11 protein-coding genes are annotated in these 17,469 nt (G+C 48.8%); 4 read left to right on the top strand and 7 right to left on the bottom strand.

What is annotated here, in order from left to right; all coding sequences use genetic code 11:
* Nucleotides 1-9: 9 nt before the first annotated feature.
* From ACYVI9_RS01020 to ACYVI9_RS01005, 4 genes are all read right to left on the bottom strand, one after another.
* A complete protein-coding gene (locus ACYVI9_RS01020; RefSeq protein WP_460759445.1) occupies nucleotides 10-2,655 on the bottom strand; it encodes a multicopper oxidase domain-containing protein in 2,646 nt (881 codons plus the stop codon).
* 44 nt (nucleotides 2,656-2,699) lie between these two features.
* Nucleotides 2,700-5,246: a heavy metal translocating P-type ATPase gene (locus ACYVI9_RS01015; RefSeq protein WP_460759442.1), complete on the bottom strand. Its 2,547-nt coding sequence runs from the start codon at nucleotides 5,244-5,246 to the stop codon at nucleotides 2,700-2,702.
* 62 nt (nucleotides 5,247-5,308) lie between these two features.
* The gene (locus ACYVI9_RS01010) at nucleotides 5,309-5,935 is read right to left on the bottom strand and encodes a helix-turn-helix domain-containing protein (protein ID WP_460759440.1); all 627 of its coding nucleotides are present in this window, start codon (nucleotides 5,933-5,935) and stop codon (nucleotides 5,309-5,311) included.
* A 20-nt stretch (nucleotides 5,936-5,955) separates the two neighbouring features.
* The gene (locus tag ACYVI9_RS01005; protein ID WP_460759437.1) at nucleotides 5,956-8,790 is read right to left on the bottom strand and encodes an outer membrane beta-barrel protein; all 2,835 of its coding nucleotides are present in this window, start codon (nucleotides 8,788-8,790) and stop codon (nucleotides 5,956-5,958) included.
* 100 nt (nucleotides 8,791-8,890) lie between these two features.
* Here ACYVI9_RS01005 and ACYVI9_RS01000 point away from each other — a divergent pair, with 100 nt between their 5' ends.
* Nucleotides 8,891-9,883, top strand: coding sequence for a Gfo/Idh/MocA family protein (locus ACYVI9_RS01000; protein ID WP_460759435.1), 993 nt, complete (start codon nucleotides 8,891-8,893; stop codon nucleotides 9,881-9,883).
* Between the two features lie 3 nt (nucleotides 9,884-9,886).
* Here the strand turns inward: ACYVI9_RS01000 and ACYVI9_RS00995 are convergent, their stop codons facing one another.
* Nucleotides 9,887-11,947, bottom strand: a complete 2,061-nt coding sequence (locus ACYVI9_RS00995) for a beta-N-acetylhexosaminidase (protein WP_460759432.1) — start codon at nucleotides 11,945-11,947, stop codon at nucleotides 9,887-9,889.
* A 126-nt stretch (nucleotides 11,948-12,073) separates the two neighbouring features.
* On the opposite strand from ACYVI9_RS00995, the gene ACYVI9_RS00990 reads away from it, so the two are divergent.
* On the top strand, nucleotides 12,074-12,724 hold the full coding sequence (locus tag ACYVI9_RS00990) for an NAD(P)H-binding protein (RefSeq protein ID WP_460759430.1): 651 nt from the start codon (nucleotides 12,074-12,076) through the stop codon (nucleotides 12,722-12,724).
* A gap of 8 nt (nucleotides 12,725-12,732) precedes the next feature.
* On the opposite strand, the gene ACYVI9_RS00985 is transcribed toward ACYVI9_RS00990, so the two are convergent.
* Nucleotides 12,733-13,452 carry a thioredoxin domain-containing protein gene (locus ACYVI9_RS00985; protein WP_460759427.1) on the bottom strand — a complete coding sequence of 240 codons (720 nt, stop codon included), beginning with the start codon at nucleotides 13,450-13,452 and terminating at the stop codon, nucleotides 12,733-12,735.
* A 205-nt stretch (nucleotides 13,453-13,657) separates the two neighbouring features.
* Between ACYVI9_RS00985 and ACYVI9_RS00980 the strand changes: the two genes are divergently transcribed.
* Both ACYVI9_RS00980 and dgt read left to right on the top strand, forming a co-directional pair.
* Complete coding sequence (locus ACYVI9_RS00980) at nucleotides 13,658-14,992, top strand: sensor histidine kinase (protein WP_460759425.1); 1,335 nt, start codon at nucleotides 13,658-13,660, stop codon at nucleotides 14,990-14,992.
* Between the two features lie 34 nt (nucleotides 14,993-15,026).
* Nucleotides 15,027-16,403: a dGTP triphosphohydrolase gene (gene dgt, locus ACYVI9_RS00975; RefSeq protein ID WP_460759423.1), complete on the top strand. Its 1,377-nt coding sequence runs from the start codon at nucleotides 15,027-15,029 to the stop codon at nucleotides 16,401-16,403.
* 16 nt (nucleotides 16,404-16,419) lie between these two features.
* On the opposite strand, the gene ACYVI9_RS00970 is transcribed toward dgt, so the two are convergent.
* Nucleotides 16,420-17,457: a nucleoid-associated protein gene (locus ACYVI9_RS00970; protein ID WP_460759420.1), complete on the bottom strand. Its 1,038-nt coding sequence runs from the start codon at nucleotides 17,455-17,457 to the stop codon at nucleotides 16,420-16,422.
* Between the last annotated feature and the right edge of the window lie 12 nt (nucleotides 17,458-17,469).

The raw sequence follows: 17,469 nt of genomic DNA, 5'->3' as shown, positions 1-17,469 counted from the left end.
GCCATTGATCTAATAACGAAGGATCAGTCCCAGACCCCATCCCATATCACTGTCATAATGCAGGGAAGGCGCCAGATGGCGGGTGACAATATAACTGGTGCCTACCATAAACTCCCGGTCAGAGTTGACCATAAACCGGGCCCGCGCCCGACGGGTGAGCGCAATATCTTCCCGGCTGAACTGCAATCGGAAATTACCGGTATGGTCCAAGGAAGCGTCGGCAAGGATCAGCCAGGGCAATGTGTACTGAAGACCGGCATGTACCACAAATCGCTGATCTTTGGTCAGCCGCTGTCCAAAAATATTGGAAGGGGCAGGACCATGGTTCCGGTACCGCAGGTCAAGGCCGATATAGGGAAAGGCCCATTGCATTTTACCCAGGTACCTCCCGAAATGGGTTTCCAGTTCATAGCCGTGACGCGCCTGATAACCCAGCCGCCATTCGGTCTGCAGGGCCCATCTGGTATTGGACAGACTGAACTGCCCGTCATTGCCGTTGGTGGAAAAATCATTCTGCGCCATAAAGTAAAAACGGCGGTCGTCCCTTTTCAAGAGCCGGTAAGCTTTTACTGCCTGTGGGTTTTCAGGATTGGCAGGACTATCCGAATAATTAAATATGCGGCCCATACCACTCATCATGTGATAAAGTATATGGCAGTGGAAGAACCAGTCACCGGATTCACTGGCATGAAATTCCAGGGTGTCAGTTTCCATGGGCAGTATGTCCACGACATTTTTCATCGGGGCGCGATCACCGTATTGATTGAGGAGCCGAAAATCATGTCCATGTAAATGCATGGGATGCCGCATCATGGAATTGTTGTGGAGGATGATTCGCAGGTTCTCTCCCTGACGGATGTGAATTTTATCGGATTCAGAAACGGTCCGGTTGTTCAGACTCCATACATAGCGGTTCATATTTCCTTCCAGTGTAAATTTTAGTTCCCGCCAGTGCGCTTCGGGAAGGGTGGTTCTTTCTGTCGCCTGGAGCTGGTTATAGTTCAATGTCCGGATGGCTGAACCTGGGGTATTACTGGTAACTGTTGGATGGGATCGTACCAGATCCATGTTGCATTTAGGGCAACGACCAGCCTGGGTGGACTGGACTTCCGGATGCATGGGACAACTGTAAATTACTTTTGATTGATCAGATTTCATGTCGCTGGGATGGTTATGCCCTTGCTGTTGCAAAGATTTACCGGAATCCAGTTCGGGATACATGACAGCATTCATGTCCATCTGTTGCAGTGACATGCCATGGCCCATGGGTTTCATGTCGCCCGACATTTTCATCATGTCATTCATCATTTTCATACCCTTAAAATACTGAAGGGGACCGAGTGCGGGTGCACGAACCTGCGGACCCTGCCCCAGCCAGAGCGAGCTGCTAGCGGAACGGTCTTCTGCCGTTGCCTGAAATTCATAGGTTTTGTTCTCCGGAAGGGTGACCAGAATGTCATAGGTTTCCGATACGCCGATAATCAAACGGTCGGTACTGACTGCCGTCACCTCATTGCCGTCATTGGCAATGACGGTCATGGGGCCACCACTATAGCGGAGCCAGAAATAGGTAGAGGAACTTCCATTGACGACACGTAGTCGCACCCGGTCTCCGGCCTTCAATTGCTCTATTCGGCTGCTGATTTTACCATTCAGCAACATTTTCTCATAGTATACATCACTGATATCCATAGCATGCATACGGAGCCATTCATTCTTCAGTTTGGTCCCCAGGGCTTTTTTACGGATGGCTTGACCATAACTCTGTACCGCATTCTTCTTAACAGCAAACCAATCATTGGCATTGTGCAGGTACCGATTGATCGTACGGGGATTGAGGTCGGACCAATCGCTGAGCACTACGGGAATCGTAGGGATATCCGGTTCTGTACGCTTGTTGAAAATCAGTGCACCATAAAGGCCTATCTGTTCCTGTAGGTGAAAATGACTATGGTACCAATAGGTCCCGGTTTGCACCACAGGAAATTTATATATATAGGTGGTGTGGGCCGGGATCGGTTCCTGGGTCAGATAAGGTACGCCATCCATACGATTGGGTAATTGCACGCCATGCCAATGTACCGCTGTTGGATGATGGGTATTGTTATGTACGTAGATCAGTGCCGTATCGCCTACAGTAAAAACCAGGGTAGGTGCAGGTAAACGACCGTTAACAGCAATGGCGCGCCGTTGCTTACCCGTATAGTTTACCTGAGAGTCGGAGATATTCAGATCATACCGCAAGGTCTTCGCCCCGGCTGTTTTGGCAGTGAAATGAATACCGGCCCGGGCGGCTTCTACAGACGCGGCGGCAATATCCTTTTGCAGATTGGACAGCCGGTGTACGGGTATTAGACTGTCGCCGGGTGTGGGTTGGGCAACAGGTAGCAGGAACCGGGTGAAGGGTTGGTAACTGTCATTATGTCCCCGTTCGAAATCTATGGTGTCGGAGCTGCTGCTGGTAGTGGTTACTTTCGTATCGGCTACTAGCTTCATGTCGCATTTGGGACAGTTCCCCGGATGCATATTCCGGATTTCGGGATGCATGGGACAGGTATAAATGAGGCTGGAATCAACCGGATATTGTTGTGCTTTCAATACCGTCAATGAGAAACTGAACAAAAGCAGGATCAGTATTTTATTCTTCTTTTTCATTGCAGATTATGGTGGAGGAGGCCTTTTAGTTGCCCTGCCGGAATTTAGATTTTTTTATGACGAAGCCGAAGTGCATTAAAGATCACTGAAACTGAACTGAAGCTCATGGCGGCGGCGGCGATCATCGGCGACATCAGAATATTGAATGCGGGATAGAGAATACCGGCTGCGATCGGCACGCCTAGGGCATTATAAAAAAAGGCAAAAAACAGATTTTGCCGGATGTTGCGCATCACGGCATGACTCAATTTCCGGGCTTTGACAATGCCATTCAGGTTCCCTTTGACCAGGGTAATACCCGCACTTTCTATGGCTATATCGGTTCCTGTGCCCATAGCGATCCCCACATCACTTTGGGCCAGCGCCGGTGCATCGTTGATGCCGTCTCCCGCCATGGCTACAATTCGACCCGATGCCTGCAAATTCCTGACCGCTTCCAGTTTGTCCTGGGGGAGTGCCTGTGCCTGGTATTTTTGAATACCCAGTTTAGCAGCGATATGAGCGGCAGTATTTGCGTGGTCACCGGTAACCATCATGAGTTCCAGACCTGCAGCCTGCAAGCTGCGGATCGCCTGAATGCTGCTCTCTTTAATCGCATCGGTGATGAGCAAAAGTCCTTCCAGGCGCTGATCAACAGCAATATATGAAACGGTACTGCCTTGCCGCTGGTAGCTGGTTACCTGTGCTTGCACCGAAGATGCGGGCAGTATATTCAGCGATTCCATCAATGCTGCATTGCCAATATAGATATTGCGGTCACCGACTCGGCCACGGACACCCTTTCCAGGAAGATTTTCAAATGCGGTGACGGTTTCCGCCGGCAGATTTTGCTGATGGGCGGTCCGGGTGATAGCAGCAGCGAGCGGGTGCTCACTTTCCTGGTTGACAGAAGCCGCCCAACCCAGTAATTGCTGTGGATCATATTGTCCCACACTGATAATCTCCTGCAAAGACGGTTGGCCTTCTGTTAACGTACCGGTCTTGTCCGTGATTAGCAGATCTACCCGGTTCATTGTTTCCAGGGCCGCAGCATTTTTAATCAATACCCCTAACTGGGCGCCTTTGCCCACCCCGACCATCACCGACATGGGCGTCGCCAGACCCAGCGCACAGGGGCAGGCGACGATCAGTACCGCGACGGCATTCACCAGGGCATACACATAGCCTTGGGGGCCGCCCCAGACGGTCCAGATGATCGCAGTGGCGATAGCAATAAGAATTACTACCGGAACGAACCAGCCTGAAATCTTATCCGCCAGTTTCTGAATAGGTGCCTTGCTACGACTGGCCTGATGGACCATATCGATAATTCGAGCCAATAGGGTATCGGCACCCACTTTCACCGCTTTCATCAGAAAACTGTGGTTACCGTTTATCGTTCCTGAGCTGACCTGATCCCGCAGGGATTTTTCTACAGGAATCGGTTCGCCGGTAATCATACTCTCATCAACGACACTGTAACCTTCTGTGATGATGCCGTCAACCGGGATTTTTGCACCTGGTTTTATTTTCAGAATATCGCCGGGATGAATGTCTTCCAGGCGCACTTCCTCCTCCCTGTTACCTGTAATCCTGATAGTCGTGGCAGGTGCGAGCTCCAGCAGTTGGCTGATGGCTTTACTGGTCCGGGCATGGGCCCGGGCCTCCATCAGCTGGCCGAGCAGCGCGAGGGTCAGAATGACGGCAACGGCTTCAAAATACAGATGTACCGATCCGTCGCCGGCCTTAAATTGCTGCGGGAATAATCCTGGAAACAAAATACCTGCTATGCTGAACAAAAATGCCGCTGCTGTCCCTAAGCCGATCAGTGTAAACATATTCAGGTGCCGTGACTTTACCGAAGACCAGGCCCGCTGAAAGAACATCCAGCCGCTATAAAAAACAACAGGAAGGGTCAGGAATAACTGGATCCAGTTGGAACTGCGGTTAGTCAATAGATTTTGGAACAGCTCGGGGGCGAGCATTGGCGCCATGGCAAGGACAAAGACCGGTAGGGTGAATAGGACTGAAAGGATGAATTTTCTTTTAAGCGCAAGGTATTGCTGGTCTTCCCCATCCTCCGGTTCAATGGCCACCAGATCCATACCACAACGGGGACAGGTTCCGGGTGTCTGGCTGAATACTTCGGGGTGCATGGGGCAGGTATAACCTCCTGCTGTTTGTGTTGGACGCAGCGAGGGTGCCTTAACGAGGTTCATTCCGCAAACCGGACAATTACCGGGTTGGTCATAGGTTTTTTCGCCCTCACAGTGCATGGGACAGTAGTAGATATCCCCCGGACGATGCGGTTCTGCAGCGGGGGTTGGATGGGCATGCCCATGTGTACCGGCAGCATGTTGCAATACCGTAGGCTGATTATCTTGATGCGGATGGTTGTGGTTTTCCTCCTGTGGGTGGATGCTATAGTGCCCCAACGGACTGATGGCTGCCTGCAGGGTGGCTGTGGGTATATGTTCTGACATGACGATAGTCGCCTGAGGTGGTTCCAGGCTGACCGTCGCGTCTACGCCAGGCACTTGGTTAAGAGCGGTTTCCACCCGGCTGCGACAGCCCTGGCAACTCATGCCTGCGATTTGGTATATATGCTTCATGCCTGTAAGATTTAGGCACAAAGTTCCGGCCAAATCGCTGGACCGTTGTTATATCCTGTTGGTTAAAGTTTGTGTTTAATTGTTTTATCCAATGACCTGCGGTGGATTTCGGTCATAGATTTCATGGCGGTGGGCGTCATACCGGTATATTTTTTAAACTGCGCGGAGAGATGGGACACACTACTGTAACCAAGCTTCCAAGCAATTTCAGACAGGGTCAGTTCCCCATAGGACAGCCATTCTTTTACTTTTTCCAGCTTTTGCAGAATGAAAAACTGTTCGATGGTGATGCCTTCTACCTGGGAAAACAACCTGGACAGGGCTGCATAATCCCGGTGGAGTGATTTGCCCAGAAACTGGCTCAGACTGAAATGTTCCTGCAAATTCCCGCTTTGAACCTCTTGAATCAGCAAGGTCTTAATTTTTTCAATCAGCTGTTGCTGCTGATCGTCCAGTATAGCAAAACCCAGCGGCTCCAGCTTATCTGCAAGTTGTCGGGATGTTGTCGGTGTCAGGTGGCCTTCGATCTCAATTGCACCCAGTTCCAGGGAGACCGGACGGATACCCAAATCCAGAAGGGTGTCCCGCACTACCAGTTTACACCGGTCACATACCATATTTTTCACATAGAATTTCACGTCTGAATGGTTCAGGTGAAAATAAGAATTTTCACTAATAGAACAGCTCACTGGCAGATTTGTTTTCCGAATTACCAGAGTGACCAGCCGCCAACCTTGGATTTAGCGCCGGAAGGGCGTAGGTTATAAGTAAATGTTGCCATAAAATACCGGCCCAGTACATTGCTGTAGTTGGTCTGCAGGGTGTTTTGATTGGGAACTATTTCTGTGTTGCGGGTTTGTTTCAGGATATCGTTGGCAAACAGGCGGAGTACCGCGCGTTCATCCGGAAAAAATGTGAAATTCACCCCTGCATTCCACATGATCATCCTTTTGTAGGCCGGATCGGTAAAAGCATTATTATTGATATATCGGATATCAGTTTCGAAGATGACATGTTTGATTTTGCGTAATACGCCTTCCAAAGCCAGGGTCTGCTCAAAACTGCTGTTGGAAGCAAACAGCGGATTGGTATTGCTGACATTGATATAGGATAACGCATAGCTGGGAATCAATTCCAGTTTATCGTCCCAGTTGAATCCCAGAAAACCCCAGACATTGCTGAATAGCCGTTTCTGGGTGCTTTGGTTTTCATTGTATAGGAATGGAATCTCTCGATATTCAGACCAGGTCCCGAAATTCCATGAAAAGGTGAACTGGTTCTGGTATTTAATATCCTGGTTTAAACCAAAGTTGGTCGCGATTCTTTTACTTTTCGGTACGTTTACCGGCGTCAGCGTTTGCACACCCGCTTCGTCCATCTGGATATTATATACGACATCGTTATCTGCGGTCCAGGCGTCAAACCAACTCCAGACATTCAGGTTGTTTTTAGGATTGAAGGTATTCAGACTGACATATATCCGGTCGCGCGTAGAAGGTAGCAGATTGGTGTTGCCCATCCGGATGGCGTAGGGGTCGGTATTGTTAATGACCGGATTCATATACGCATAATCAGGTAGCAGCAAATCACGGCTATAGGTGACTGAAAGCTTTTTATAATTCAGTTCCAGATAGGGCAGCAGTTTATTAAATTCCTGCTTTACCGGATTTGGATGATCCGATAACAGATTTTCAAATCGCAGGTATTGGTATTTCAGCCCGGGCGTAATGCTCAGACCGTGGATTTTCAGTTCAATGCCGGCGTTCGTCAGATATCGACTGCTGTTCCGTTTGAAACTGCGGCTCAGGTCTGCATCCTGCAGGTCGCCGGTGTTCTGGGATCGATCAAAGGTGGCTACGCTGTTTTCCAGCCGTTCGAATTCATACCGCATGCCGGTACGAAGAAAAAATATTTTACTTAACGGTTCGCGGTAGCCTGCACCCGTAAAGAGATACCAGTTGGGAACGGTCTCCTGACGGAGTTGGCGCATGATACTATCCAGGAGCTGTGGATAATAATAACTGATGCTGGCATCGGTAAATGCATCGGTCTGCTTTTTATTCCAGGCCAGACCCTGTGTGAAAGTAAATTGCCGTCCGGGTTTGGCTTTAGATCGTTTGACCAGGGAGAAATTTTCCCGCAGGATATGGTTGCCTGTTCCGGTATTGATCTGCACATTGCCTGTATTTAAAGGTCCCGTAAGGTTATTGAAACCTTCCTGAAAATTATGACTGTTATCGTCCTGATCTGCTATAATATAATTTGCGTAAGCCTTGATGGAAGTCAGTGTATCGGGTTTGAGGTTCACGCCGGCACCAAATGTATGGGTGCCGCCTTTTAGCAGCGTATTCTTTATGGACTTATTGGTGATGACGGTATCGGCATTGAAAATCTCCGTTCTGTTATCTGTCCGTACGTCGGTATGCACCCGCCCAAAATAGTACTGCGCAAAAAAGGCTTTTTTGTCATTCGGTGCATGGTTGAGGTTGATACCCAGTCCACTGCTGGTTGTTACACCACCCAGTTGGGACAACCCCCCAAAATTGATACCATTGAGTGTCATACTGGAGCCGAAATTTCCGCTACTGGTATTGTTATTGCCTTCCCCTGTGACTTCACGGCTACGTTCCATACCACCGGTTTGCATCAGGTCGGTCCGGCTGAATCCAGGGCGGTTCAGGTTATTACTGTATCCAAGCAGGCTTAACTGCAGTGTATCTCTGAAAATATTTGCAATGGCACCCGCTTCGAAACGACCATCATTTGCACCGCTCCCGCCACCGGCGTAAGCTTTGCCAAACAGGCCCTTTTTTACACCTTTTTTAAAACTGAGGTTGATCACTTTGCCGACATTGTTGAGGTTGTCTTCACCCCGCTCCAGCATTTCTTCCTTATCGTCGGTGACCTGTATTTTGTCGATCACATTGGAAGGCAGGTTCCGGGAGGCCATCTTGGGGTCACTTCCGAAAAAATTCTTTCCGTCGACCTGGATCCGGTTTACCCTTTTACCGTTGACCCTGATATTACCCTGTCGGTCCACCTGTACACCCGGCAATTTTTTCAACAGGTCTTCTACCAGGGCATTGGGCAGGGTCTTAAAGGAGCTGGCATTAAATTCTACCGTATCATTCCGGACGATCATGGGCGGTCTTTCAGCCAGCACCAGCACTTCGTCAAGCGAATTGGTATCGGGTCTCAGGGTAAGCGTTCCGAAATCATATTGGAGGCTGTCGGCAGAGAGTGTAAAGGATTTTCTAATGACACTGTAACCGGCATAGGATACAATCAGCCGGTAGGCAATCCCCGCTTCTATTCCGGGAATCCGGAAACGGCCGTCCTGTCCGCTCAGCCGGTAATTGACCATTGATGTGTCTGCTGCTTTAAATAAAGTTACCGTGGCCATATACAGCGGCTCGCCCGTTTCGCTGTTCTGCAGCCGGCCAGTTGCAGCCCCCTGACCGGAGACCACAAGCGTCGCAGACAGGCTGACGCTGATAAGTAAAAATTTTAGAAATACTGGCAGGGGCAGGTTTCCGAATCTCATATATCCTAGAATCGCCTGAAATCCTAAAATGTTACAATTCGGTTTATTTTGCAGGTTGGCAGTCTAAAAATATTATATTGGGTAATCAAATATCAGGCAGATGAAAGAGATTAACTGGGGCATCATTGGATGCGGAGACGTAACCGAACTGAAAAGCGGGCCGGCATTCAACCGGATACCGCAGTCAAAGCTTGCAGCGGTCATGCGTCGCAACGGTGTTAAAGCAGCAGACTATGCCCGTCGTCATAATGTACCCAGGTGGTATGAGCGGGCGGAGGATCTGTTGGCTGATCCAGCGATCAATGCTATTTATATTGCTACGCCACCGGCTTACCATCTCAGTTACGGCTTGGCCGCCCTCGAAGCAGGTAAACAGGTTTATATGGAGAAGCCCATGGCCCTGAATGCTGCTGAAGCCCGGCAACTGGAAGCTGCGGCCATGCGTACCGGCTTGAAAATGACCATCGCACACTACAGAAGGCAACTGCCTTTGTTTTTAAAAATAAAGGACTTGATCGATAACGGGGTGATTGGTCGCATTCGTTTGGTGGACTTGAAATTAATGCAAAGTCCTGCAGCAGAATTGGTGGCTTCCAATGTAGAAAACTGGCGCACCCAGCCCCAGATTTCGGGAGGTGGCTTGTTTCATGATCTGGCCCCCCACCAGCTGGATATGATGTTGTATCTGTTTGGTCCTGTGGCATCCTGCAATGGCTTTAGTGCCAATCAGGCGCAGATTCATGACGCTGATGACCTGGTAAGCGGCCGTCTGGTTTTTGAAAACGGCATCGTCTTTAATGGCCTCTGGGCTTTCCATGTGGACCCCTCGAACACGACAGATCATTGTACGATCTACGGCGAAAGAGGTTCCCTGTCATTCGGTTTTTTTGGCGACCGGCTGTCGCTGAACCAAATGGGTTCCAGCGAGGATTTCAGCTTTGAAATGCCCCGCCATGTCCAGGAACCAATGATCCGCCAGGTCGTGGATTATTTTCTGGACAGGGCACCGAATCCCTGCAGTGCGGACCTGGGCGTGGAAACACTTCGACTGATGGACTGTTTTACACAGACTGCCATTGGCAGAGAATGTTGATCTCTATTTATCTGTGGGAACAGCACTGAATGGCCGGTATGGACTCAGGCTAAACGTAATATTTCCGTAGGAATCAGTACTTTCCATGCCGGCAATCTCCGCCTGCAGTTCATAACGAGCTTCCGGACGATAGGTTTTGAGTTCCAGGATATAGAAAAACATATTTTTCTTAAAAGGCGTGCCCCTGAATTTATCGGCCAGCGATTCGTGCAGGTCCTCGGCAACAGGGCGGCCATTTTCCAGTAATTTGACGTTTTTAACCTTTAGGAAGGAGCTGCCCGATGTATAGAGGAAACCTGCCTGCGCGCTGCCAGAAGCATAGACCTGATCCGTTACATCCCAGCTTCGTGTCTTGAAATCCGTACTGAGTCCGGACGGCGTCCAGGTATTGACGATATAACCACCTTTTTTAAAGTAATCCACTTTTAGCCGGTCCAGTCGTGGATAGTGTCGGTCCAGTCGCCCCAAAAAGTCTTCATAATTTTTCCGGCCCGGCATCGTCCAGCCTATTTCTGCAACCGCCAGCAATCTGGGGAAGTTCTGTACATTCATGTCCTTGACTTCCTGCGGCACCGCTGTCCACATATTGGCCTGGACGCCCAGCAGTAACTGTTGCTGGGAAGGCGTGAGGCCCGCTCCAGGGTCATACGCATATACTTTTCGCAGGGTATTGCCTTTGCCGTTTTTGCCGTCACCACCCCCATAATTCCAATCAACCATTGTTCCGTCGTTGACATCGTCCTGGGAAATATCAAAATACAAAGGGCCGGCGGGTGTCGCAATTACCGGGAAACCATAGCGGGCTGCCTCACGAACCGCTTCACTGCCGATCCAGGACATGATAACGGTATTCTTGGGAAGCTTTTCTGCCTTATGCGCCAGGATATCATTCCAGCCGATGGGGGTTTTGCCCTTTTCTTCAATGATCTTGCTGACACGGCTGACAAAATAGTTCTGAAGATCAGTAACGCTGTTCATGTTCTGTTCTTTCATAAATTCCCGGATAGCGGCGGGTTTTTCCCAGAATTCATGTCGGACTTCATCCCCTCCAAAATGTATGTATTTACCCGGGAACAATTGCGCCAGCTCCGTAAAAACATCGTCCAGAAAACCGTAAACGGCTTCCTTGGTAGGATCCAGCGGATTGGGCGTATATTGAAATCCCCAGTAATGATAAGAATCCATAAAGGAGATGACATAGTCGGGATGCAGGTTGGTATTGGTGGCCAGTTCCGGATGAGTGATGACGATGGGCCAGCAATGGCCGGGAACATCGATTTCCGGCACTACGGTAATATGCCGCGCGCTCGCATAGGCGACAATATCTTTAATCTGTTCCTGGGTATAATAGCCGTTTCTGTAATCAGGTTGGCGGCTGCTTTCACCGAATACCGTGGTTTTCTTTGAAGTCAGTTCGGGGTATTTTTTGATTTCTACCCGCCAGCCCTGATCATCCGTAAGGTGGAAATGAAAGGTATTCATCTTATAAAGTGCCATCAGATCCAGGTACTTCTTGATCACTTCCACGGAATAGAATGTGCGGCTCACGTCCTGCATATAGCCCCGCCACTGAAAACGGGGCGCATCTTCGATAAGTACGGCAGGTACCGGCCAGTTCGCTTTTTTTACTGCTACCGGGCTTTCGATAGCCACATCGAGCAATTGCCGCAGGGATTGTATCGCATAGAATACTCCGGTGGCATCGGCGGCCCGCGCCGTTATGGTGCGTTCAGCAACTTCCAGCCGGTAAGCGCCTTTGGTGGCTGGCCTAAAACCTTTTTCTGTCAACAGGTGAATGCCTTTTTTTGTAGGGGTTGTTCCGGCTGCCCGGATTTTAACCGGATACCCGGTAGCGGTCCGAATCAGCCGGGCCAGTATCCGGGCTTCGTTGATCACATCCGAATTTGCAAAAATGGTAGTGGTCCGGTCCAGCAGAAAATGGCCACCTTTTTCGCTGTAATGCAAGGGTTGGGGAATTACCGGACTGCGCTGTGCCTGAAGGGCGGGCATAATTAGCAGAAGCAGTAGGATCAGAAAGCAATGACGGCTGATGAAAAACTTCATTATTAATTTTTTGACGATAAATTTGAGACAAAATAGTAAAACTTTAAATCCCGAAGCTGTGCAATGGTTTGCACTGATTTTACTGTGGCAGGGCCGGCTTCGGGACGGATATTTAAATTCAGGAAAATGAGAGCGGTAATTATAGGCGCCACCGGCGCCACCGGCAAGGCATTGCTGGAGCAATTAATTCAGGACCCGGCGATTACCACTGTAACGGCCCTGGTACGACGGAATCCGGAGCTGATCCATCGGAAACTGGAATCAATCCTGGTAGATTTCGATCATCCGGAACAATGGGCACCTCTGGTGCAGGGTGATCTGGCATTCTCCTGTATGGGTACGACGCTAAAGGCTGCAGGTAGTAAAGAGGGCCAGTATAAGGTGGATTATGAATACCAATATGCCTTTGCTCAGGCGGCTGCTGCAGCTTCGATCCCCCGTTTTGTACTCGTGTCCGCCGCCGCTGCCAGTCCCCAATCTCCGGTATTTTACTCCCGGATTAAAGGCGAGCTGGAGCTTGGTATCCGGGCTCTGTCATTTAAACACCTGATCATTTTCCGACCAGGGATGCTTTCCAGGCCCGGTACCGACCGCATCATGGAAAAAAGAATTGAAGGGGTGCTGAAATTTCTCAACAGGCTGGGCTTATTCAAAAACATGGCGCCTTTAGCCGTGGACCGGCTTGCCCGACTGATGCTCCGATATGGCCTGCAAGTCACTGCGGAAGTGGAAATTATTGGTGCCGCCCGACTATTGAAAGAGCAGCAACATTTATAGACATTCCGTCATTGGGGCAATTTTTCCAGCAGCCCTTTTTTATCGATATAGCCTTTTTGTACCCAGACCCGCTCCTGTTTTTTGTACAGATGCAACAGGGGTAATTCCTGAATATGTAAGGCTTCGGCCAGTTGGGGGTTGGCATCAATATCAATTCGGATCAGTTGGAGTGTTTCCGCACGGGTTTTCGCAATTTCCTCTAAAAAAGGTTTCATTTTTTTACAGGGAGCACACCAGGGCGCATAGAAATCCACCAGGACCAGTTTGTCCGTTTGTAATGCAGCTTTGAAATCTGCCCGGTTCATCCCTTCACGGGTAGTATCGGAGGGACTGCCTTGAACAAGTGGCAGCTCCGATGCTTTCCATTTCAGCATACCCCCCTGCATTTCATAGACCTCCTGAAATCCTTTTTCCCGTAATTTTTTGGCGGCAGCCGCACTTCGACCACCACTCAGACAATAAACAAAAACCGGCGCCTTTTTGTCCATTTTTGCCACATTGTCGGCGAAAGCCGGGTCCTGCCAGTTAAAATTGACCGCCTTATCAAGATGTTCTCCGGCATATTCCTCCGGTGTACGGACATCCAGAATCACGCCATCAGGGAGCTGCTCTAGCTTTACTGAAAATGCTGCTACATCCAGCAGGTAACTGGTCTGGGTTTGTGCCTCCATACATCCGGAAATGAACAGTAAACTGACCGCAGGAACAAGAAATATCATAGATTTCATAACGGTAAAATTATTGATTTTTAAATAATTACAAACGGTCGTTGCAAAGTGGATCGCCTTGAGTTGCCTGATTTTTAAAATTGAAAGGCATGCCAGTCGGAGTACGACAAATTCTTTATCTTTATGCATTCGTTTTTTGTTAGCTAAATAAAGACCAGTCCGACTCCCCTGCACCGAAAAAAAAGGAGTCATCTGTTCCTCAGTCATGTCTCGTATTCGTGCTTACTTCAAATGGTTAATTGGCAGTTCAAAAAAGTTTGAGCTGGAGGCCAGGGTGTATCATCTTGTAGCCATTATCTTAACCTTATCCGGCACCATTTGCGTACCCATTAATTACCTGCTGAGTGACGGGCCGCTGTACCTGCTCTTTCTGGCAGTTACCTGCCTTGGATTTATCCTGTTTTATATTTCCCGGTTCAAGGGGTTATACCATATCAGCGTATTGGTGTTCCAGATCTACGTGAATGCTTCACTGGTGATGAATTATTATTATAATTCAGGATCGGAGGGACCCACCTACACGCTGTTCCTTTTAAATCTGCTCCTGTCAGTCGTTATGACCCCCCGAAAACAGCATTATTTGTGGTTGGTACTGAACCTGGTACTGATCATCGGCTTGCTGACTTATGAACGATTCTATTTGAACGCTATACCCATAACCTATAAATCCAATCCGGCCCGTTATCTGGATTTGATTACTTCTTACCTGGTCATGGCCGCTTTTGTTTTTATAATTGCCCTTTTCGTCAGAAAAGCTTACAATAAAAAGCGGAATGACCTCACCGCACAGAAATCAGCACTGGAAGCCGCTATCGAGACAAAGAATAAATTATTATCTGTTGTCAGTCATGACCTGAATGGTCCCCTGGCTTCACTTCAGAGTTATCTGGAACTCCTGCAAAGCGAAGACCTGAATGAAACCGAAAGAAAGGAAATGAACGGCATCCTGTTGTCCATGACCCGCAATACTTCGGCGATGTTATCCAATATCCTTGCATGGACAACGACGCAGGGCAACCGATTTCAAGTGCAGCAGACTGATTTTCAGGTGGCACCAGCGCTGGCCAATCTGCTCGAGGTTGCTGGTGGTATCGCCACCAGAAAGCAGATCAGTATACTCAATGCCCTCGAAGCCGACGCGGTAGTTCACGCCGACCGGCATATGTTCGAACTTGTTGTCCGCAATCTGTTAATGAATGCGCTGAAATTTACTTCCAGAGGCGGTGCGATCGAACTCAAGGCGGTTACCGAAAGAGGACAGTCAGTTATCACTGTCAAAGACAATGGGATCGGGATTCCCCGGGAATTACAACGCGGCTTGTTTTCCCTTACTGCCAGTTCCACCAGATGGGGTACGGCTGCTGAAAAGGGTGCCGGGCTGGGTCTTCGCCTCTGTCGGGATTTTACAGATCTGATGGGCGGCCGGCTGAGCTTTATCAGTGAAGAGGGGCAGGGCACTACTTTTACCCTGATATTACCGGCAGGTCAGTTACCTTTCACGACAGATTTTCCTGTCTTAGAAAATGAAATGACGGGTTAAAACCGATATTTGCCGGCAGATAAAAGGACTATTTATGGCGATGACCTGGGAAAACTGTTTTTCCTCCAAAAGATATGGCATTGAAGCGACATCCATGGATGAGCGTAGTGATTTTGAACGGGACTGGGACCGGATCGTGTTTTCCAGTCCGTTTCGCCGTCTGCAAAATAAAACCCAGGTATTTCCCTTACCGGAAGAAGTTTTCGTGCATAACCGACTGACCCATTCGCTGGAAGTGGCCAGTGTCGGCCGTTCTTTAGGCGGTCTGATCGGCGAACAGATAGCGACCCTGCCAAAGGTACAGGCAGATCCTGCTGCGTTGCGATTTTATAACAATGATCTCAAATACGTGGTTGCCGCCGCCTGTCTGGCGCATGATCTCGGCAATCCCGCCTTCGGCCATTCGGGGGAAGAGGCGATTTCCAAGTATTTCAAAAACAGGGATACGGATACCGCGGAAGACAGGGCGTTTAAAGCGCTGTTCAGTAAAAAGGAATGGGAAGATCTGATTCGGTTTGAAGGAAATGCCAACGCATTGCGGATTCTGACCATGCAACAGAAAGGACGGGTGAAGGGCGGTTTCAGATTGACCTATAGTACCCTGGGTTCGTTTATCAAATATCCCTGCCCTTCCACGGCGACGGCGAAAGGGAATGTCCACCGGAAGAAATACGGCTATTTTAACATCGACGAATCGGTATTTCAGGATATTGCTGAAGAATTGCATATGGTGGCAGACCAGGATGCGCTCCAACCGGTTTACCGTCGGCACCCATTTGTATATATTGTGGAAGCCGCCGATGATATTTGTTATAATATTATTGATCTGGAAGATGCGCATCGGCTGCATCTTCTGAGTTACGAGGAAGTAAAGCATCATTTTCTCAGTATCATACAGTATCATACCAGGGATCTTGAAAGAGTGAAAAATATTGCCGCCGGTCTGAGCGCAGACGCCAATGAATCCATTGCTTATTTGCGCACTAAGGCCATAGGGGTGCTGATTGCCAAATGCGCCCGGGTTTTTCAGGAGAACAGTGCCGCTATTCTGGCGGGTGATTTCAACAGCAGCCTGTTGGATGCGATTCCCGAAATGCAGGGCGTGCTCGGTACGATTAAAAAAGTGTCGGTTGAAAGAATATACAATGCCCGTCAGGTAATTGAACTGGAAATAGCCGGCTTCCGGATTATGAGCGGGCTGGTAGAAGATTTTGTGACAGTGGCATTAATTCCCGATGAAAAGCGACAAACCGAAGATCGAAAGATTCTGAAACTGATTCCGCGGCAGTTTATGTTTGATCCCCAGGAATCAGCCTACGAAAAAGTAATGCATGTACTGGATTTTATTTCGGGGATGACGGATGTTTACGCCCTGAAACTATACAAGACGACCAGGGGGATTGAATTGTAATACCGACGCGCTGCTGTTATGTTTCATTGGTGAAATACAATTTATAATAGCGGCCGCGTTCGTCCTGACCCTCTTCGATCTGACTGCGGTCGCCGTGGATATAAATATGAAAGTTTTTATCCAGCTTGATAACTGACTTATAATGACGTTGCTGACGCTTTACCGCTGCATCAGAAATATCGAAACTATTCGCGATTTGCAGCTCTCTTTGTGACTCATATTGTTTTTTATAATCATTGAAGCCGTTTATATACTCCGGATAATGCAACACTTCCTGATTGAATGTTTCCAGTTCGAAACTGTCACGGTCCTTGAAAAAATGCAGACTCCTGTTCAGCATATCGGCCTGGTCCGCCCGGGATATATCATAAGATTCCGGAAGCTGTTGGGTAATATAATCCTTGTATATAGTCAGGGTGGCTTCGGTATTAAAATATTTATCTGCCCGCTGCCTTAATTGCAGGAAATCATCGATCCAATAACGGGCTTCCGCCCCTTTGTTGGTATTGTCCACTACCGAAACCAGATAGCCCGATTCTTTCTCGGTATTGAATATGAGGCAGCCTTTGTCCAGTTTGTTGATATTGATGCCCTGCCGGCTTTCAATTTCAAAATGATCATCGGCCGGGTAGACATTTAGAAATGTATCCTTATTTTCTGATTTGAATAATCCGACGCCATCCAGTGGTTCACCTGCGGCCATAATGCCTTTAAAATAGACGACATAAAATTCACCGCCTTTAATTCTGGGATGGGTGCTCTGGGCATACAATTGTTCCGCCAGTCGAACCGATTGTTGCTGGAGGGAATCGGGATCGGCGAAAATGGCACTTACATAGGTATGCACTTCGTGCAGGTGTAATCCGTCATGGTGCCAGAACTGATAATATTCTTCCGATTTGAACGCCGAAAGAAAATAAGTGGAAAGCAGGGCACCAATACTTTCATCGATTTTAACCGGCGACTGACCGATGGTCAGCGGTTCGCCTTCATTTTTATTGCCGACTCTATGCACCGTCAGTGCCTGAATATGTGAAATTGCGGAAGACTGCATATATTGCTGTTA

This window comes from Niabella terrae (assembly GCF_054783135.1).
Note: the sequence above shows the minus strand (reverse complement) of the source record. Positions and strands in the feature narration are given on the sequence as shown.